This window comes from Salegentibacter salegens (assembly GCF_900142975.1).
In the GTDB taxonomy this organism is placed as follows: domain Bacteria; phylum Bacteroidota; class Bacteroidia; order Flavobacteriales; family Flavobacteriaceae; genus Salegentibacter; species Salegentibacter salegens.
The window spans coordinates 2,162,703-2,183,358 of record NZ_LT670848.1 but is presented as its reverse complement, the minus strand read 5'-3'; the positions used below and the strand labels follow the sequence as shown (position 1 = coordinate 2,183,358).

The window sequence follows — 20,656 nt, the reverse complement described above, 5'->3', positions numbered from 1 at the left end:
CCAAACAAGGCTTGAACATCTATAAAATACGTAAATTGGCACGTTAGATTAGAGAACTAAAATAAACTTTACAATATGGCTGAAGGAGAAAAGCTTATTCCTATAAATATTGAAGATGAAATGAAATCGGCTTACATTGATTATTCAATGTCGGTCATTGTGTCACGTGCTTTACCAGATGTTCGTGATGGCTTAAAACCGGTGCATCGCCGGGTATTATTTGGGATGTATGAACTTGGAGTACTCTCTAACCGGTCTTATAAAAAATCGGCCAGGATCGTAGGGGAAGTACTTGGTAAGTATCACCCTCACGGAGATTCTTCGGTTTACGATACCATGGTTAGGATGGCCCAACACTGGAGTATGCGTTATATGCTTGTAGACGGGCAGGGTAACTTTGGATCTGTAGATGGAGATAGTCCTGCGGCTATGCGTTATACCGAAGCCAGGATGCGAAAAATTAGTGAGGATATGCTCGCTGATATCGATAAGGAAACGGTAGATACCCAGCTAAACTTTGATGATTCTTTAAACGAGCCGGTAGTAATGCCAACTCGTATCCCAAACCTTTTGGTGAATGGTGCCAGCGGTATTGCCGTAGGTATGGCTACCAATATGGCACCTCACAATATATCTGAGGTAATAGACGGAACCATTGCCTATATTGAAAATAACGATATTGAGATAGAAGAATTGATGGAGCACATTAAAGCTCCCGATTTTCCTACCGGTGGAACTATTTATGGGTACGATGGGGTTCGTGAAGCTTTTAAAACCGGAAGAGGCCGTATTGTTATGCGCGCCAAATCTTCGTTAGAAGAGATTAACGGAAAAGAGTTTCTTGTCGTTACCGAAATTCCTTACCAGGTGAATAAGGCAGATATGATCAAGAAAACTGCCGATCTTGTTAACGAGAAGAAAATTGAAGGGATTAGTCTCATTAGGGATGAATCTGATAGAAACGGAATGCGTGTCGTTTACCAATTAAAACGTGACGCCATTCCAAACATAGTATTAAATACCTTATATAAACACACTGCTTTACAAACTTCCTTTAGTGTCAATAATATTGCGCTAGTAAAAGGAAGACCAGAGATGCTTAACCTAAAAGATATTATTTATCATTTTGTAGAGCACAGGCACGAAGTTGTGGTAAGAAGAACAGAATACGAACTTCGAAAAGCTGAAGATAGGGCTCATATCCTGGAAGGTTTAATTATCGCCTCAGATAATATAGATGAGGTTATTGCCTTAATTCGTTCTTCCAGCAATGCTGAAGAAGCCAGGAATAAATTAATTGAACGCTTTGAGTTAAGCGAGCTACAGGCCAAGGCCATTGTAGAAATGCGTTTACGCCAGCTTACTGGATTAGAGCAGGACAAACTGCGTGCAGAGTATGAAGAAATAATGAATACCATAGAAGACCTTAAAGACATTTTGGCGCGAAAAGAACGCCGTATGCAGGTTATTAAGGACGAGCTTCTAGAAATAAAAGAGAAATACGGAGACGAGAGACGTTCTACTATAGAATATGCCGGAGGTGATTTGAGTATTGAAGATATGATCCCCGATGAACGTGTGGTAATTACAATTTCTCACGCCGGATATATTAAAAGGACTTCCTTAACCGAATACAAAACTCAAAATAGGGGAGGAGTTGGCCAAAAAGGTTCTAATACAAGAAATGAAGATTTCCTTGAATATCTTTTCTCAGGAACCAATCACCAGTATATGTTGTTCTTTACCCAAAAAGGAAAATGTTTCTGGATGCGGGTTTACGAAATTCCGGAAGGCAGTAAAGCTTCAAAAGGAAGAGCTATTCAAAACCTTATTAATATTGATCCTGACGATCGCGTAAAAGCTTTTATCTGTACTCAGGATCTTAAGGATGAAGAGTATGTAAATAAGCATTACGTAATTATGGCCACTAAAAAAGGTCAGGTGAAGAAAACTTCACTAGAGCAGTATTCCAGACCCAGAACTAACGGGATAAATGCAATTACCATTAGAGAAGACGACGAACTACTGGAAGCAAAGTTAACCAATGGCGATAGCCAGGTAATGCTTGCGGTAAGAAGTGGTAAGGCAATTAGGTTTGAAGAGGGCAAAACCCGACCTATGGGTAGAAACGCTTCTGGTGTTAGAGGAATTACCCTAGCCGATGATAAAGATGAAGTTGTAGGGATGATTTCAGTAGAAGATTTCAATTCTGATATTCTTGTTGTTTCTGAAAATGGATACGGTAAAAGATCCAGTCTTGAAGACTATAGAATAACAAATAGGGGAGGAAAAGGAGTTAAAACAATTTCCATAACCGAAAAAACCGGTAGTCTTGTTACTATTAAAAATGTTTCAGATGATGAAGATATAATGATCATCAATAAATCTGGAATTGTAATTAGAATGGAAGTTGCAAATCTTCGAGTGATGGGACGTGCAACTCAGGGAGTTAGATTAATCAATCTTAAAGGGAATGATGCCATTGCCGCTGTTGCAAAAGTATTGCACGATGAAGACGATGTTGAATTGATGGAAGACCCTGAGAAGGCCGAAGACGCTGAAGAAAACCCGAATGGCACAACTATTGCAGACGATAGTGAAGAATAACTATAATAAAACCAAAACAAGATGAAAACTAATATTTTTACTGTTGCGTTGTCATTATTATCGGTGGCTGCCGTTGCACAAAAAGGTGAAATTAGAGATGCAGGCGATGCCGTAGAAGATGGCAACTATGCAGAAGCCAAAACTGAATTACAAACTGCCGAATCTATGCTTTCTGAAGCAAATGAGAAATGGACAGAGCGATTCTACCTTTATAAAGGTCAGGCATATTTAGGAAATGGAGAAAATGCTTCTCTGGAAGACCTGGAAGTAGCTGCCGAAGCTTTTAAGAAAGCCCAGGAAATGGGGAATGAGGATGAAGCAGTACAGGGTTTTGAACAGGTTAGAAACGCTTTGGTACAAAGTGCTATTAACGATCAAAATTCCGAAAATTATGAGAGCGCTTCAGATAAATTGCATTACAGCTACCAGTTAAATAAGCAGGATACACTTTATTTATACTATGCTGCTGCCAACTCATTAAACGCTCAGGATTATACTACCGCGTTGGGATACTATGAAGATCTAAAAGAATTAGGTTTTGACGGTTCTGGTGTAGAATATCTTGCCACCAATGTAGAAAGTGGTGAACAAGAAGTAATGCAGAAAGAGCAGCGGGATTTAATGATTAAAACCGGCGAGTACGAAGATCCTCAAGAACGTAAAATTCCTACTAAAAAAGGAGAGATTGCTAAAAATATTGCCTTAATCTATATCCAGGAAGGTGAAGATGAAAAAGCAATAGATGCTATTCAGGATGCTAAAGCTGAAAATCCTGACAATATTGCATTAATCCAGGCAGAAGCCGATGTTTATTACAGAATGGGTGATAAGGAAAAGTACAATGAACTGATGCAGGAAATTGTGAAGAAAAATCCTAATGATCCTAACGTTTATTATAATCTTGGCGTAACAGCTGCAGATTTAGGTAATAATGAACAGGCTATTGAGTATTATGAAAAAGCTCTTGAAATTGATCCTGAGATGACCAATGCAAGAATGAATATTGTGGTAGCCATCCTGGCAAAGGAACGTGACCTAATTGACCAGATGAATGAGCTTGGAATGAGTAAAGAAGATAACAAACGTTATGAGGAGCTTGAAGAAGAGCGTAAAGAGATTTATGAAGAAGCTGTTCCTTATCTTGAAAAGGTGATTGAAAATGATCCCGAGAATGTTAACGCGATAAGAACTACAATAAATATCTACACCCAATTAGGGGAAGAAGAGAAAGCTGCAGAGCTTAAAGCTCGCTTAGAGTAAATAAAGCTTCTTAATTTATAATTGAAACCACCGGAATTCCGGTGGTTTTTTTATGTCCTGTTTTTAAAATGAATTATCAAGAATAGAATTCAGGAAATTAAATTTCTGAATTTCCTTTAAAAGAATTTTGCAAACGTGGGGATTTTGAAATAATGATTTATTGCGATAATGTATTTTCTTCAATATGATTTTTTAAAAGAGATAAAAGCTCTAATTTATATTTAGTATTAATAATTTAATAACTTAGTTTTTAGCACAACTGTATTATCTCTAAACTACAACTTATAAAGCCTTGTAATATGCTATTAATCTTTACTATTAGCGCTTTAATTATTTTATCTGGCACCTTTTATAAAAAGCTGGAAAATCACTATATAACAGATTCTTTAATTGCATTAATTTTTGGGGTAGTACTTGGCCCCGAATTATTCAACTTCATATCGCTGGAGACTGGTAAATCTATGGATATTCTCAAAAAAGCTACAGAGTTTACAATGGCAGTTGCTCTTATGGCTACTGCATTACGAATTCCCACTAACTACTTCAGAAAGCATTTAAAAACACAGTCCATAGTTATTGTTTTAGGTATCCTTGCAATGTTTTTATGCAGTTCGATAATTTTATTTTGGTTGTTACCTTTGTCGCTGCTTGAAAGTTGCCTTATAGGAGCTATTATAACGCCTACAGATCCCGTAGTGGCATCTACCATTGTTTCTGGAGAGAATGCAAAGAAATTCTTACCGGCAAGAATACGAAATACAATTTCGCTTGAATCTGGTGTAAACGACGGGCTGGTTTATCCATTAATTCTCTTACTGCTTATTTTGATAACTAATGAACAAAATTTGCAAGATTGGTTTTTAAAAGATTTATTGTTTGCTACTGTTCTCTGTGGTTTTTTAGCATTCGGTTCAGGGAAATTATTCGGTAAACTTATGCATAAGGCTCACGTAAATGGGTGGATGACAACTAAAGCGGTGTTACCTTTTTCGTTGGCGCTCGCATTCTTACTCTTATCGGGTTTTAATGCTATAGGTATGAATGGAATTTTTAGTGTTTTTATAGGTGGTTTGGCATTTTCTTCTGAAATTTCTGAAAATGAAACAATTCAGGAAGAACGTATTCAGGAATCTATGGATCGTATTTTTACTATGCCTGTTTTCTTTATTTTTGGTTTACTCCTTCCCTGGAAAGAGTGGTTCGATTTAGGAATCTGGACTTCTTTAACCCTAATTCTGGCAATTATTTTATTCAGAAGGATTCCCGGTTTTCTATTGATTCTTAAAGCAGCTCCTCAATTTAAATCTAAATTTAAGGATCAGTTATTAATGGGCTGGTTTGGCCCCATTGGTGTGGCTGCACTCTATTATGCTGTATTAACTTTTGAAAAGACTAAAGATGAAAATGCATGGATTATTACCAGTTTGGTGGTAATGGCTTCTACAGTAATTCATGGCCTAAGCAGTTTAGCCTTTTCTAAATGGTATTATCAATTGGCTAACAATTCAGATGGAAAACAGCCTTAGTTTTTCACTGGCCGCCTAAAAATAGCTTAATATCTATAGCTGAAGAATAGCTTCAGATTTCCCGATTATTTGGCGGGTAATACCGTCTAATTCAGTAGCCGATTCATTTAAACCTGTAAATAAAAAATAGCGTTCATCCTGGTCTAACTCTTCCCATGAAGTTTCTTTTACAATACTAAGAATTTTAGCAACCGGCGCCCTAACTAAATGAGACTGGATCCAGGTTATATTTTTTAATTCTTCATTTTGCTTTTCAATGATTTGTTGGTGTGCAATTTCTTCAGTTATATCTGTGGCTACAATTATTGCAGCCCTCCGATTCATATAAGTGATTATTTTACTGTCAATTTTCACCTGAATCGCTGAACCATTTTGTTTTAAATGAGTAAAGATTCTATTTCCTTCTAACTTTTTTTCAGCTTTAAAATCTTTTAGAGAAGCCTCCATCATAGGAATTTCTTCTGGTGGACGTATATCTTTTATCGTCATATTTAAGAATTCTTCCTTAGAATATCCATAATGTTTTATAGCTTTCTCATTTACATCCAGAAACTTTAAAGTATCTAAATCGTAGACCCAGGTAGGCTGGGGATTAAACTCAAACAAATCGAAATATAGTTGCTGCGATTTTTTAATCAATAGAAGGTTTGCTTTTCGTTCAATACTGTAAATTATACTTTTATAGAGAATATCGGGGTTCAGGTTATCTTTAATTAAATAATCTGAAGCACCCAGGGAAATAGCATCTAACGCAAATTCTTCAAAAACTTCTCCTGTTAATACAATTATAGGAATTTCAGCGAATAGGTGGCATACTTTGTTTACCAGGTCGTTTCCTTTGTTATCGGGCAGGTTGAGATCAAGCAAAATGGCATCATATGGCACACTTAGTTCATTCTCTTTTAAATCTGAGAATTTACTATACCGGATGAGGGAATGCTGTGGTAATTTTTCTTTTAAGTAATCAGAGATTAAATAATAATCTCCATCATTATCCTCTATTAATAGGAAATGGTAGGGTTTATTCTTAAACATAGCTGGGGTAGGGATAGAGTTTCGATTTAATTTCCTGACAATTCACATGATTACTCGATAATCGAGATTTAAATGCTCCGAGGCTTGTCTCGAATCAAAATGTTTTTCTTATAAAATGCCTCGTGGGCTTGCCCCGAGGTAGTTTACTAATTATCAAATTTCCTTAAGCTTGTGATAGAAGTCAAATGACTTTCAAACCGGGAATATTTAAAATAGTAAGCCATTAAAAATAATAAATTTTAAATTAATGTATTCGTAATAGCGTCTAATTAAAAATGCGTTTGAATAATTTTGAATCCAGAAAAATGCTAAGGTCATAAAAATACTTTATGTCTACAAATTACTTACGTAAAAATACTTAGTTTTCTGTGTAATTTTATAAATTGTGTTTTCAAATAGAAGATTTTAGTTGAGAAAATTAATTCTTCAATTAGGATTTAGATTAATCGGAATATGATGAAAACACTAGTCAATATACCAAAATGTACAATTGTGGGTGCAGGTCCCGGAGATCCAGATTTACTAACTTTAAAAGCTGTAAAGGCATTAAATGAATGTGTCGTGGTTTTATATGACGCACTCATAAATCCTCAAATCCTGGAGCACGCTTCTCAGTCTGAGAAAATCTTTGTGGGGAAAAGAAAGGGTTGCCATGCTTATGCCCAGGATCAGATAAACGAACTTATCGTGAAATTTGCCCGGGAAAAAGGGCCTGTGGTGCGCTTAAAAGGCGGTGATCCATTTGTATTTGGACGCGGAAGTGAAGAGAAGAAATATGCTCGTGAGCACGGCGTAATAGTAGAAGTGGTGCCAGGGATTTCCTCGGCTATTTCGGTGCCGGCTTCGTTGGGAATTCCGGTTACCAAAAGACATATCGCCGAAAGTTTTTGGGTAATTACCGGGACTACTTCGGGACATAAACTTTCTAAGGATGTGGCCCTGGCTGCAAAAACATCTGCAACTGTCGTGATTTTAATGGGAATGGGTAAACTCGCTGAAATTGTAGCTTTATATAAGGAAGAAGCTAAGGAGAAATTACCCATTGCGATTATACAAAACGGTACCTGGAAAGAACAAAAGCTAATTGCCGGAAATATCAGTAATATCGAAAAACTGGTGCAAAAACACCAAATAGGAACACCGGCAGTTATCGTTATTGGAGAAGTGGTAAAAGAATGTGAGGCTTATAATGAAGACGTAAACACTGCAGAGATTGACGAATTTATCCTTCAGAATCTTAATTATTTCGATCTACCTATAACAGCATAATTATTCTCTTTAATACAATTTAAAACTAAGTAACATTCTCCTGAAGGCATTTTTTAAATTCTGACTTAGCAGCTTCACAAAGCGGGCAGACGTAGGTTGCCGGAAGATTTTCAAAGTGAGTTCCCGCAGGAATTTCCTGAGTAATGTCACCAAATTCTGCATCATAAATACTTAGACAGGCTTTACACTGCCAGATTTCTTTACTCAATTTTTCTTTTTTGGGTTCAGGCTCGGGCTTCTTTCTGGGCTTTTCTTTCTCTTTTCCCAATTGATTAAAGTACATTTTACTCAATTCCATAAGTAAACCTGGTAATTCAACTTTATCCACATCCTGCACGTGAATCACATAATCTTGTGTATTTGGATCAAAATTTTGAGCATAAAGTAGATTGTAAGTATCGCGTAGCGGAATCTCATTTAAGATTTTTTGTGTTTTATTTTTCTCAATTACCACGGCGGTAAAATAGTTGCTCCTTTTAGTTGAATCAAAAATTCCGAAAGTCAATCCATAGGTACTAATATCATTTTGGTCAAAATTGGAAACCAGGTATTTTTTTAGCTTCAATGCTTCTTCATTGTCTACCGGAATATGCCAGTTTAGCTCTAACATTGAGTGCCGCACGTTAATCCCTCTCTTTCCTAGAAATTTTTCCCACTCGAGTTTAGAGTTTGTAGGAATCCCTTTTATAATCAAAGATTTCCAGGGTGTAATTGAGATCTTCCCAATTTTAGATTCAGCGCATAAATCACACATTTCTTTGAGGAAGCTGGTGTAATATTTATTATTTCGCCAGTAAAGTCCCAGCCAATAACTATCCATCCCAATCTTATTCATTCCCTCGTAATACGGAAAAGGATGATATGGGATTTCAAGGGATTTGTCAATTGTTCTATTATTGGTTTCAATGGCGTCACTTAACAAATTAAAAATCATCTCTACCTCTTCGGGTTCTTCCTGAAGCATTTCTTCAATTCCATAGACAATATCGCCTACATCCCAGGTATAGATAAGCGCAGGATATACCTGCATTTTTTGCCATTCTGGTAGTCTGATGTACAGATACCAATAATCTTCGTGTTCTGATGCGATAAAATTTAGATGACCGGTAAATAAAGGAACCAAACGTTGTTTAGGATCTGTGATATTCACTTTTAAATTCGGGGGTAGCCTAAACTGTTCCAGTACATATAAATAACGGTCGCCGGTAAGCCAGTGCGTTCCCGGAAAAATATCTGCAGCCACATAAGAAGAAACAATATTTTCAGTCCCCTCAGTTTTGGGTGGAATTATTTGATATTTATTTTCAGCAGAAAAAGTTTCGGCATCAACTGCTTTGGTAATCAAAATATCCTGACGGGAGCCCAGCGAAATAGAATCTGAACCCGATGCTTCGGCCAGTTCTACAATTTCCTTTAATTCCGCAGGAGATAAAACGCCTCCTTTAATAATTATTCTTGAGAATGATTTTTCCATGATAATCTATTTAATTTAAACAGCAACCGTGAGCCGCGTGCAGACTACCCGGCAACCAAAAGCTCCCGAACTTCTGTTTTGCAACTTCCGCAACCCAAACCGGCTCCGGTTTCTTTACAGAGAGCTGTAAAATCTTTATTTCCATTTTTAATAGCTTCCTGTAAGTTTCCGGCACCTACCTGGCTGCAGGAGCAAACCAGTTTTCCCTTTACCGGTTTACTGTTTCCCGAACCGCGTAATAGGGTATCGCGCTTATCGGCCAGTTCCATTTTGCTTTCAATAAGAGTTTTAAATTGAGCAAATTCATTTTTATTACCCATTAAAATGGCCCCAACGAGCAGATCATTTTTTACAATGCATTTTTTATAATACCGCTTATTAACATCGGTAAAAATAATCTCTTCATAAGCAGGATCGTTGGCGGGAACATTAATATCTCCCACACTACAAAGGTCCAGGTTTTTAAATTTCAGGATGTTCATTAATATGGAGCCCTGGTAAATACTGCCTACATCGCCGGCCAAAAAGTTGGATAGCGTTTCGGCCTGTTCTTCGGCGGCAGAGGTGATGCCAAAAAGCTGACCTTTATATTCCGCAATTTCTCCAATTGCAAAAATATTAGGATTCGAGGTTTGTAAATGCTCGTTTACTTTTACACCTCTTCCACACGTGAGACCGCTTTCTTTAGCAATTTCAATATTTGGACGTGTCCCAATGGCATAAGCAATGGCGTGGGCGTTAAGGATTTTTCCACTTTTGAGACTAATATTTAGTTCTCCGGGATTTTCTTCATCATCAAAAACAGTACTTACTTCGTTATCAAAATAAATATTAATTCCCCGTTCCTGCACGTCCCTGGCCAGGAGCCTGCTGGAGAGGATATCAAGCTGGCGTTCCATAAGGCGGGATGAACGTTGTACTATGGTAATATTTACATTTTCTTTCTGTAGTGCCGCCGCAAGCTCTAAACCAAGCAGCCCGCCGCCTACAATCACCACGTGTTGTTCCGCGGGCGGAAGGCCAGTGTTTTCCAGGTAGGTTTTAAATTCATCTGCATCTGCTTTGCTTCTCATGGTAAATCTTCCCGGCGAATCCAGCTGGGCATCTTTAGGAACAAATGCCCGACTTCCAGTTGCAATAATCAATTTATTAAAATGATGTTTTCCACCCAGGTTGTCGGTTACCGATTTCTCTTTTTTATCTATTTTGGAAATAGAACAGCCTTTATGAAGCTGAAGATTTAATTTTCCCAATTCAACTTCCTTAATTTTTAAAAGTTTTTCCCAGCTGAGTTCTTCCGTAACATATTCCGGCAGTAAGACACGATTGTAAAAAGGATGTTCTTCTTCTGAAAATACGTGTAACTCATCATCCTTATTGTGCTCACGATAATTTTGAACAAACCGAAATGCTGCCGCTCCTGCACCGATAATTATTATTTTTTCTACCGGTTTTTTATATTTCGAAACCGAAACCCTGGTAAATTTGAAATCGGGTTCTTTTGATTGCGGATCAACGCGATTAAAGGTTAAGTTATTTGCCCGGTTAAGGTCACTTTGAAGTTGCTTTCCCCAGTGCATCGGTAAAAACAGAACGCCCGGCCTTACGTCTTTGGTGATTTTTGCGCGTATTCTAACATTTCCATTTTCACTTTTTACTTCCACGACTTCGCCGTTTTTAATAAAATTTTTAATCCCATCTACCGGACTAATCTCCAATACCGGTGAAGAATAATGGGTACGAAGCCGGGAAACTTTTCCGGTTTTTGTCATACTGTGCCATTGATCCCGAACCCTTCCCGTTGTTAGGATTAATGGAAAATCTTCATCGGGTTGCGTAGATGTATTATTAATTGATGCGGGTATATTGAAAATCGCTTTTTTAGAAGGTGTGTAAAACTGTTGGTTTTCAAACAACCTTTTAGTGCCGGGATGGCGATATTCAGGGACGGGCCATTGAATACTTCCTTCATTTTTGAGTCGGTCGTAATTTAGATGGGAAATATCAATATTGGTCCCTTTAGTCATTTCACAATATTCCGCATAAATCTCTTCTGTAGAATTATAGTTGAACTCAGGAAATCCCATTCTTTGGGCAAAATCACAAAAAATTTCCACATCGGCACGGGCTTCCCCAGGTGGGGTGAGCGCCTGTGGCAAATACGAAATTCGTCTTTCAGAATTAGTCATGGTCCCTTCCTTTTCCATCCATCCGGCAGCCGGTAAGACCAAATCGGCATGTTCCAGGGTGTCCGATTTATGTGAGATTTCCTGAACCACCACAAATTTGGCTTTTTTAAGTGCAGCTTCGGCTTTGCGGACATCGGGCATACTTACCAGCGGATTGGTACAGGCAATCCAAACCGCTTTTAATTTCCCGCTTTCCAGGGCATCAAACATCTCTGTAGCGGTATATCCCGGTTTTTCTGAAATTTTATCGACACCCCAAAAATCTGCAACTTCCTTTCTATGATCAGGGTTATTCAAGTTTTTATGAACTGCGAGTAAATTTGCCATTCCGCCAACTTCACGACCGCCCATTGCATTGGGCTGGCCGGTAAGCGAAAACGGGCCATTGCCGGGTTTTCCCACCCGTCCGGTTATTAGGGAAAGATTCAGCAACGCAAAATTTTTATCGGTACCCACAGCACTTTGATTGAGCCCCATAGCCCACATACTTATAAAGCCTTTGGAGCGGCCAATCATTTCAGCAGCTTCTTTAATTTCTTCTACAGGAACGCCACATTCTTTAGCTGCTTTTTTCAGGGAAAGTGAGTATGCCTGTTTTTTATAATCCGCAAAATTTTCAGTGTGTTCTTTTATAAAACTTTTATCGATATAAGCTCGTTCTATTAAACGGCGGCCAATAGCATTAAACAGAATAATATCGGTCCCCGGGATAAGTTGCAGATGCAGGTCTGCGAAGCGTGCAGAATCGGTTTTGCGAGGGTCTACCACAATTACTTTTACTTCTTCTGGATTTTCCTCTTTATGTTTTTCAAGTCTTCGGAAAAGGATAGGGTGGCACCAGGCCGGATTAGCACCAGCGATTAAAAAGCAATCGGCCATTTCAATATCATCATAAGAAACCGGTACTGAATCTTCCCCGAAAGTTTTTTTATAAGCTACTACTGCCGAGCTCATGCATAAACGGGAATTGGTATCGATATTATTTGTGCCAAGAAAGCCTTTGGTAAGTTTGTTAGCGATATAATACTCTTCAGTTAGGCATTGTCCCGAAACGTAGAAACCAACGCTATCGGGACCATGTTTTTGAATTAGGGTTTTAAAAACTCGGGCAGCACGATCAAGGCCCTGGTCCCAGCTTACCCGTTCCCTCGGGTGGGATTTGCTCCAACGCATTTCAGGATACAGGATCCTGTCAGATACATTATTCACTACATAATCAAGGTTCATGCCTTTAGAACAAAGCATTCCGCGGTTTACAGGATGCTCTTTATCACCTTTAACCGTGATTTTATTATCTGGGCTTTTTTGTGCTACGATACCACAGCCTACCCCACAATAGGAGCAGGTAGTTTTAATTTCTTCTTTTAGTATTTTCTTCATACAATCAGCGACAAAATATACTTAAACGCTGGTTATTAAGCGCTTATAATTTATTAAAAGAATGCGTTTTTTCTGCTAAATCCTTATAAAACTCAGGCGATTATTAAAGGATTTCTAAGCATTTTGGTGGCTTAATTCTAATGCAGCCTCTTTTTCATCTTCCTGGGAAAAACGAATTGCCAGGCTAACGAGGCCTGCGGCCAGAATACTGAAACCAATCCATAAAAATGCATCAGAAATTGCTGCAGAAGATGCCGAAGCCCTTGCTGCTTCAATAATTTCACTACTTCGCCCTTCGTTAGCAGCGATTGCTGCTTCTTCAGCAGCAACCGATTTAATTTTTAGGAATAAAGCTGCGAAAAATGCTCCTACATTTCCGCCAGCACCTACGATTCCTGAAATTGAACCTATAGCTTTTTTATTGATAAATGGGACTACGGCAAATGTTGCACCCTCTGCCATTTGTACTGCGAGACTGAATGCAGTGAGGAGTACAATGGCTATAATAAGGCTGCCGGCCATTGAGAATAGCGAAAGGATAACACCTTCAGCAATTAGAATTAAGGTAAGAAAGAATACGCGGCCCCTTAACCCGCCTTTTTCTCCCGATTTGTCTCCAAAATAACCGCCAAGGGTCCTGGCAAAAAGGTTCATAAGAGCGAAGGCCAAAATAATGTTTCCGGCCGTTACACGCTCCAGGTTAAAGGTGTTTTGCAGGTAGCTGTCCATTGTGCCATAAACGGTAAGTTCTATTCCAAAACAAACACCATAAACTACAAAGAGTATCCAGACCCGGTAATCTTTAATAGCGGTTAAAAATCCATTTTGATCCTTTTTAACAGGAATTCTTTTTCCCGATTTTTTTAAATCTGAAAAATTTCCTTCCGGGGTGTCCTGGGTGAAAAAATAATAAACAAAACCCATACTAAAACATACCAGCCCGGCTACTACCATGGCATACCGCCAAACTTCAGTTTCTGCCACGCCAAAAGCCACCAAACCGGCGGCGATTAAAGGCATTCCCAACCTATTTGCGCCACCACCCAGGTTGCCCCAACCGGCAGAGGTTGCGTTCGCCGTGCCTACTACGTTAGATGCAAACATTAAGGAAGTATGTACTTGCGTAATTACAAACGAAGCCCCGATAAAGCCCATAAATAAACGACAAAGCTGAAATTGCAATGGAGTTTGTACCAGCCCGCAAAGTATGGTGGGAATGGCCCCCAACATCAACAACCAGGTGTAGCAGAGCCTGGGGCCGTATTTATCGCATAATTTACCAATAAGAAGGCGGGCAAAAACGGTTCCCGATACTGCCAGTATTATAGCGTTCCATTTTTGGGAAGGGCTAAGTCCTAAATCTTTTTCTACCTGGGGCATAAATGGCACTATTCCAAACCAGGAAAAGAAACAGATAAAAAAGGCAATTGCCGAAATCCAAAATGTTCTTATTGGAATACTTCTAAAATTTCTTAAATCTAATTTTGTTGCTTTACCAGTGATCACATCTTTCATAATACTTAGTTTTATGTTTTAAAATTAAGTATAAATACTTAGAAAAATAAGTAAAAATGAATTAATGCGAAAATTAGAAAATAAGGCCTTTAGAATTCTAAATATTTAAATAACAGCAGGAATAAAATATTAATCTTCAGGTAAGAAAGGATTTCTGGTAGGAGGAGGGAAGTAAACTGTTTTAATTAAAGACCTGATTATAGGTGATTATGGGAGATTTTCTTAAATTAATTTTAGCTCAAGGGATTTATGGGTAAGTTCCATAAGATTTTTTACTTCTAATTTTTTCATCAAATTAAACCGGTGTGCTTCGGCAGTTCGTTTACTTATTTTAAGCCTATCGCCAATCTCCTGGTTATTTTTTCCTTCTAAAATAAGTTCTAAAATTTGTTTCTCTCTTTTGGTAAGTATGTTGAGCGCAGGATCTTGTTTTTGGGAGTTTTTATTAAGATGCTTTTCAGAATTTCCATTCACAAAATTGTTAACGATAATAGCAGAAATATCGCCACTAAAGTATTTTCCTCCGCCGGCAATCTTATTAATGGCTTTAAGAAATTCTTCCTTGCTGGATCCTTTTAGTAAATAACCATCTGCGCCTGCTTCTACGCATTGTACTACGTATTCGGTAGAATCGTGCATAGAAAGAACCAGTGTTTTTAAATCGGGAAAATCATTTTTTACTTTTTTTACTACTTCAATACCATTAAGCTTTGGCATTCTAATGTCTACAATAAGTAAATCGGGCTGGTCTTTTTCAATGATTTCAAGGGCTTCCATACCGTTGGCCGCTTCATTTACCACTGTAAGGTTTTCTTCGTTTTCCAGTAGGGCAATAATGCCATCACGAACTAATTCGTGGTCATCGGCTAAAAGAATTCTGGTTTGACCCATAATATTTCTGATTTTATACGTACGAAAATACGCATTTTTAAATAGAAGTTTAATCTTGTTGAAGTGGAAGATTCAGCGTTACCCTTGTGCCTTCCCCAGGAGAGGAATTAATAAACAATCGGCTGTCTATAAATTTCACACGCTCTTTCATAAAAGTAAGTCCCATCCCGCGATTACCGCTTTTTTCTGAAGCAATACTTTCTGGGTCAAAGCCTTGGCCATTATCTTCAATGCTAATACTTAAAATTTCCTTACTGTGGCTTACACTTACAATAATATGTGTAGAATCGGCATATTTTATCGCGTTGTTCACGGCTTCCTGAGTGATGCGATAAAGATTAATTTCAATAATATTTCCCAGGCGTTGGGAAAAACTGGTTTTATTAAATAAAATAATATTTTTTCCTGTTAATTTTGAAAGTTCTTCGGTTAGTTTCTGAAGCGCCGGTACTATCCCGTGATCAGTAAGTTCGGGCGGGGTTAGATTGAAGGTTGCGGCACGCACTCCCTTAATAATTTTTGTACTTAATTCCTTTAAACTTTCAATTTTGCTTTCAGCCTTTTCGGGATATTTAAAATCTATGCTCTCCAGGTTATATTTGAGCCCGGTGAGCATTTGGCCAATTCCGTCGTGAATATCTTTTGCAATTCGGTTTTGCTCGTTCTCCTGGTTTTCGATAATTTTTTTAGCAATCAAGCCCTGTTGCCGCATTTTTTCTTCGTAACTCCTTCTCGTAAGTTCTTCAATTGTTAGCTGGGCTTCTTTATTCTTGGTGATATCTACTCCAATAATAGTAAGTTCGGTTTTATCTTTTTCTGGTTGAAACGGAACTATGGATAGCTCCAGCCAAATATCTTTTTTATCTTTTGTAGAGGCTTTTACTTCGCCTTGCCAGCCCGATCTTTTATGGGCTGAAATGAGTTTTTCAATATTGAGTTGTTCATTTTTTTTGGGTGATAAGACTTCGGAGAATTTAGTCTCCATATTAAATTTTTTATACTGAAATAGCTTTGAAAATCGATCGCCTATATGCAAAATATCGCCATTTGGGGTAATTCGCGCAAAAAGTAAAATTTGATCCATTGCCTGGCCAAGTGCACGTAATTCTTTTACCGATTTTTCACGGGCTTCGCTTATGGCATCTGCATCACGTGCCATTTTTACGGCTCGGGATTCTGCGTGCATTAGGTTTTTAATATTGTTTTTAACCCCTCTAGCGGTTGGTAAGAAGATGAAGAAAAATTCCAGCAGTAGAATTGAAAGCGTAAAAATTGTTAAAAATAATTCCAGTTTTTGAAGTCGCTCTACCCGCGTATGGGCTTCCTCATCATATTGATTTACAATAGCATCCATAATTCCAAGAAAAGCGGCTTCATTTTCCTTGATTTGCATTATTTCAGCTGAAAAATCTTCTATAGGACGCCCTGGGTTTTCTTCTAATTTCAGCAATAAATTTTGTGATGCTTTCCTGATTTCATCAAAATAGGGCTGAATTTCATTGAATTTCTGCTTAATTTCATCACTTTGTGCTGAAGCGATATTTAAACTGTCGCTACCATTCTGTAAAACGTTGTGAGAATGCGTCCAACGTTTAAGGCTTGCTTCCAGGCTTTTTGCAATGTTTTGGCGTTCGTTTATATTTCCGGTTTCAGCTAGCAAAAGGCTCTCTTTGGTGATTTTCTGGCTTAGCATTCGCTGGCGCCCCGAGATATTGATAAGTTTTGAATCACCTTCCTGTTCTTCAAGAAACTTACCGATGAATAACTGACTTATAATTACCGAAAGCGCAATAGCTGTTAGCGCCAGAATATATAGCTTTCTAAGTTTTATAAATGTATGTTGGTCTAGAGAGCTATGCGACGCCATTATTTATTTTAAAGCTTCTTGTATTAAAGTTTCACTATGTGCGGAAAGGGGAAGTTTTAGGGCGGCTTTATGACCTTTGGGCGACATTTTAGCCCAGGTTTTCTTTACAATGTCTATTATTTTCTCATCATTATGTTTTGCCGCAAAAGCTTCAAAATAATGTTCAAGAAAAACCAGGCACACCACATCTTCCATAACTTGAGAACCTTCGTCTTTTTTAATCTGCTTTTTCTTGATTAAAAATGAAACTCGGTCACGAAAATCTTTATCATAGCCTACTTCTTCAAGAATTTCATCAGTGATTTCAGCGTGGGTTTTTTTAAGACCTTCGCGCCATTTTAAATATCCAATTCTATTTTTTGGATAGGTGTCTCGTGGAACTGTCCAGCGACAAATATGCTGCGCACGGACTGCAATTTGTAATTCTTCGGAAGCCTGCGGATGAAAATCCAGTAACTTATTTGTCATTCGTTGTGAATACAATAATTCTTTCGGAAATTCTTTTCCGTTTGCTATTTCCAAATTAGGATCTTGAGCATTTCTATTGTCTATTCGTTTTATGGCTTCCTGGAATTTACTCATTGGGAGGTGTCTTAATCTATAAAACCAATATAGACATTTTCTGCTTCAATTTTAACCGGATAGACTGCAATTTTGTAATCTTCACCATTAAGATTATTCCCGTCTTTTAAAGAAAAGGTTTTTTTGTGCATAGGGCAGGCCACTTTTGGAATTCCCTCTTTATCACCTATCATTCCCCGGGAGATAACCATTTCAAGTTTATGCGGACAAAGATTTTGGCAGGCATACCATGTTGCTTCGCGTGTGAAATTAAATACCGCAATTTGCTTGTTTTTATATTTTATACAGGCGCCACCATTTTTAGGAAAATCCTTAGCTTTCCCAACATTTATCCATTTAAGTACTTCTGGAGCCGTTACACTTTGGTATTGAGCTAATAATTCTTGCATTGTTTTTAAAGTTTGAAATTAGGAGTTGGTTTGAAAAAGGAAAACTTAGGTCCAGGCCTTAGGCATTTTTTGATCGCGAAGGGGTACATAACTAATATTATTGTCTCCTTCATCTGAATTGACAAAGTGTTTAAAACGCTTCATCATTTCAGGATCTTCAATTGCCTGTTTCCATTCACATTCGTAATTGGTAATTAAGCCCTGCATTTCTTTTTCCAGATCTTCGGCAATACCTAAAGAATCTTTAATCACTACTTTTTTAAGATGTTCAATACCACCGTCTAATTTCTCCAGCCAGGGCGCGGTACGCATTAATGGTGCAGCCGTACGGATATAATACATCAAAAATCTATCAAGGTATTTTATGGTGGTTTCATCGTCTAAACCTTCAGCGAGTAAAATGGCGTGTTTTGGGGTGGCGCCTCCATTTCCGCAGACGTATAGATTCCACCCAGATTCAACGGCAATGATACCAAAATCTTTTCCGCGGGCTTCAGCACATTCGCGAATGCAGCCAGAAACCCCACCTTTTAATTTATGCGGTGAACGCAGCCCTCGATAGCGTTCTTCAATTTGAATGGCAAAACTTACGCTTTCATGCATCCCAAAGCGGCACCAGGTAGAGCCCACGCAACTTTTAACTGTTCGTAGAGATTTTCCGTAAGCATGCCCACTTTCAAAGCCGGCATCAATTAATTCTTTCCAAATTAGGGGCAGTTGGTGTAGTTCGGCACCAAAAAGATCTATACGTTGCCCGCCGGTGATTTTAGTATAAAGGTCAAATTTCTTGGCGACGGCTCCTAAGGTCATTAATTTATCTGGGGTAATTTCACCGCCCGGTACACGTGGAACGATAGAATAAGTCCCGTTTCGTTGAATATTGGCCAAAAACCTGTCGTTACTATCCTGAATGGTAACCTGTTTATTGGCGGTTTCCATAGTAATACTTGCAAAAATTGAAGCCAAAACCGGCTTACATTTTTCACAACCATGACCTTTCCCAAAGAGGTTTAGCGCTTCATCAAAACCTTTGACTTTATTGATTTTCACCAAATCAAAAAGTTCCTGGCGGTTAAAATCAAAGTGTTCGCAAATCACCTCTTTTACTTCTTTTCCAAGGGATTTCATGGTAGTGTTAAAAAGATCTGTAACCATAGGTTTGCAACCACCACAACCCGTAGAGGCTTTTGTTCTGGCCACTACATCATCCATAGAGCAGCATTCCCCAGACTCTATGGGATTACAGATATCTCCTTTCGAAATGGCCTCACAAGAACAAATTTGTGCGGTATCTGGTAACTCGATTACTGAACCAACAGACGTATTTTCACCACCGCGACTGCCCAAAATAAGATCTTCAGGATTTTCAGGCAGTTTCATTTCGTTGATATATATCTGAAATAAATTCTGATAATCTGAAGCATCGCCCACAAGGATTCCACCAAGCAATTTTTTACCATCCAGGGATACGTTTATACGTTTATAAATCCCGCTTTGTTTATTTTCGTAGATAATAGCAGAAACTTCTTCATTTTCAATAAACGGATCGCCAAAACTAGCCACATCGGTGCCAATTAGTTTTAACTGGGTAGACATATCAATATGATCGGCCATAGTTTTATTTTCCCCACAAATTTGAGAAACGGCAACCTCGGCCATATTATATCCCGGGGCAACAAGACCGTAGATAGCGTTGTTGTAAAGCGCAGCCTCCCCAATGGCATAAACATCTTTTGCTGAAGTTTCCATCTTATTAGTAACGAATATTCCTCCACGCTCGCCAGTTTTAAGTCCGCCAGATTTTGCCAGTTCATCCCGAGGCCTAATTCCTGCAGAAATAATAAGCATATCGGTTTCGTGCCTGGAACCATCTGAAAATGTAAGCGCATCAATTTCCTCTTTACCACTTATTTCTGAAGTAGCTTTATTGGTCAAAATTTTTATACCTAAACTTTCAATTTTACGTATAAGGGTATTACTACCAGCTTCGTCTAACTGCCTTGGCATCAACCGTGGCGCGAATTCTACTACGCTGGTGTCCAAACCCAGTTCTTGGGCTGCATTGGCCGCTTCCAAGCCTAAAAGTCCGCCGCCCAGCACCGTGGCTTTTGATTTGTTTTTCTTCTGAAGTTTTTTCGCATAGGTTTTTATAGCATCCAGATCTTCTGTAGTACGATAAACAAAAACTCCTGTTTTTTCTGAACCTTTTATTGGTGGAATAAAAGCCGAAGAACCCGTTGCAAGTACAAGATAATCATAGATCACTTTTTCCCCTTTATAGGTAAGCACTTCTTTTTTATTTGTATTGATTTCTGAAATAAGAGAAGAAGTACGTAGTTTGATACCATGATCTTCATACCAACTTCTTGGAGCCAGGAGTAGATCGTTCTTTCCTTTCTCTGAGAAATATTCACTAAGGTGAACCCTATCGTAAGCTGGACTCGGTTCTTCTCCAAACACCTCTATTTGATAGTTTTCCCTATCTGGCCTGGCCATAAATTTCTCGCAGAATTTATAACCAACCATTCCATTTCCTACTACAACTACTTTTCTCATAACTACGTAAGTTTGATTCAAATTTAAGTAAAAATACGTATAAATACGTATGAAAATGAATTTTGTTCGTAGAAAAATGATATTGTGAAAAATAGAAGCTTATAAATAAAAAATCA

13 protein-coding genes are annotated in these 20,656 nt (G+C 38.2%); 4 read left to right on the top strand and 9 right to left on the bottom strand.

All coding sequences use genetic code 11. The features are described 5' to 3' along the window. Positions 1-75: 75 nt before the first annotated feature. From gyrA to B5488_RS09735, 3 genes are all read left to right on the top strand, one after another. Complete coding sequence (gene gyrA, locus B5488_RS09745) at positions 76-2,607, top strand: DNA gyrase subunit A (RefSeq protein ID WP_079735089.1); 2,532 nt, start codon at positions 76-78, stop codon at positions 2,605-2,607. 21 nt (positions 2,608-2,628) lie between these two features. Beyond that, a complete protein-coding gene (locus tag B5488_RS09740; RefSeq protein WP_079735088.1) occupies positions 2,629-3,867 on the top strand; it encodes a tetratricopeptide repeat protein in 1,239 nt (412 codons plus the stop codon). Between the two features lie 299 nt (positions 3,868-4,166). Further along, a complete protein-coding gene (locus tag B5488_RS09735) occupies positions 4,167-5,393 on the top strand; it encodes a cation:proton antiporter domain-containing protein (protein ID WP_079735087.1) in 1,227 nt (408 codons plus the stop codon). A 33-nt stretch (positions 5,394-5,426) separates the two neighbouring features. Here the strand turns inward: B5488_RS09735 and B5488_RS09730 are convergent, their stop codons facing one another. After that, on the bottom strand, positions 5,427-6,428 hold the full coding sequence (locus B5488_RS09730; RefSeq protein WP_079735086.1) for a PAS domain S-box protein: 1,002 nt from the start codon (positions 6,426-6,428) through the stop codon (positions 5,427-5,429). 453 nt (positions 6,429-6,881) lie between these two features. On the opposite strand from B5488_RS09730, the gene cobA reads away from it, so the two are divergent. After that, positions 6,882-7,697 (top strand): uroporphyrinogen-III C-methyltransferase, encoded by an 816-nt coding sequence (gene cobA, locus B5488_RS09725; RefSeq protein ID WP_407690206.1) that lies wholly within the window; start codon positions 6,882-6,884, stop codon positions 7,695-7,697. 25 nt (positions 7,698-7,722) lie between these two features. Here cobA and B5488_RS09720 read toward each other — a convergent pair whose 3' ends face one another. The 8 genes from B5488_RS09720 to nirB all read right to left on the bottom strand — a co-directional run bounded on the left by B5488_RS09720 (position 7,723) and on the right by nirB (position 20,540). Beyond that, complete coding sequence (locus B5488_RS09720; protein ID WP_079735084.1) at positions 7,723-9,171, bottom strand: rubredoxin domain-containing protein; 1,449 nt, start codon at positions 9,169-9,171, stop codon at positions 7,723-7,725. Between the two features lie 44 nt (positions 9,172-9,215). Beyond that, entirely contained in the window at positions 9,216-12,740 is a 3,525-nt protein-coding gene (locus B5488_RS09715; RefSeq protein ID WP_079735083.1) for a nitrate reductase, read from the bottom strand. Between the two features lie 114 nt (positions 12,741-12,854). Continuing rightward, complete coding sequence (locus B5488_RS09710) at positions 12,855-14,255, bottom strand: MFS transporter (RefSeq protein WP_079735082.1); 1,401 nt, start codon at positions 14,253-14,255, stop codon at positions 12,855-12,857. Between the two features lie 222 nt (positions 14,256-14,477). Further along, positions 14,478-15,146 (bottom strand): response regulator transcription factor, encoded by a 669-nt coding sequence (locus B5488_RS09705; RefSeq protein WP_172839998.1) that lies wholly within the window; start codon positions 15,144-15,146, stop codon positions 14,478-14,480. Between the two features lie 49 nt (positions 15,147-15,195). Further along, positions 15,196-17,013 carry a sensor histidine kinase gene (locus B5488_RS09700; protein ID WP_079735080.1) on the bottom strand — a complete coding sequence of 606 codons (1,818 nt, stop codon included), beginning with the start codon at positions 17,011-17,013 and terminating at the stop codon, positions 15,196-15,198. Between the two features lie 3 nt (positions 17,014-17,016). Next, complete coding sequence (locus B5488_RS09695; RefSeq protein WP_079735079.1) at positions 17,017-17,595, bottom strand: DUF4202 domain-containing protein; 579 nt, start codon at positions 17,593-17,595, stop codon at positions 17,017-17,019. Positions 17,596-17,606: 11 nt separating this feature from the next. After that, positions 17,607-17,984, bottom strand: a complete 378-nt coding sequence (gene nirD / locus B5488_RS09690) for a nitrite reductase small subunit NirD (RefSeq protein ID WP_079735078.1) — start codon at positions 17,982-17,984, stop codon at positions 17,607-17,609. 45 nt (positions 17,985-18,029) lie between these two features. Beyond that, positions 18,030-20,540: a nitrite reductase large subunit NirB gene (nirB, locus tag B5488_RS09685; RefSeq protein ID WP_079735077.1), complete on the bottom strand. Its 2,511-nt coding sequence runs from the start codon at positions 20,538-20,540 to the stop codon at positions 18,030-18,032. Positions 20,541-20,656 lie beyond the last annotated feature (116 nt).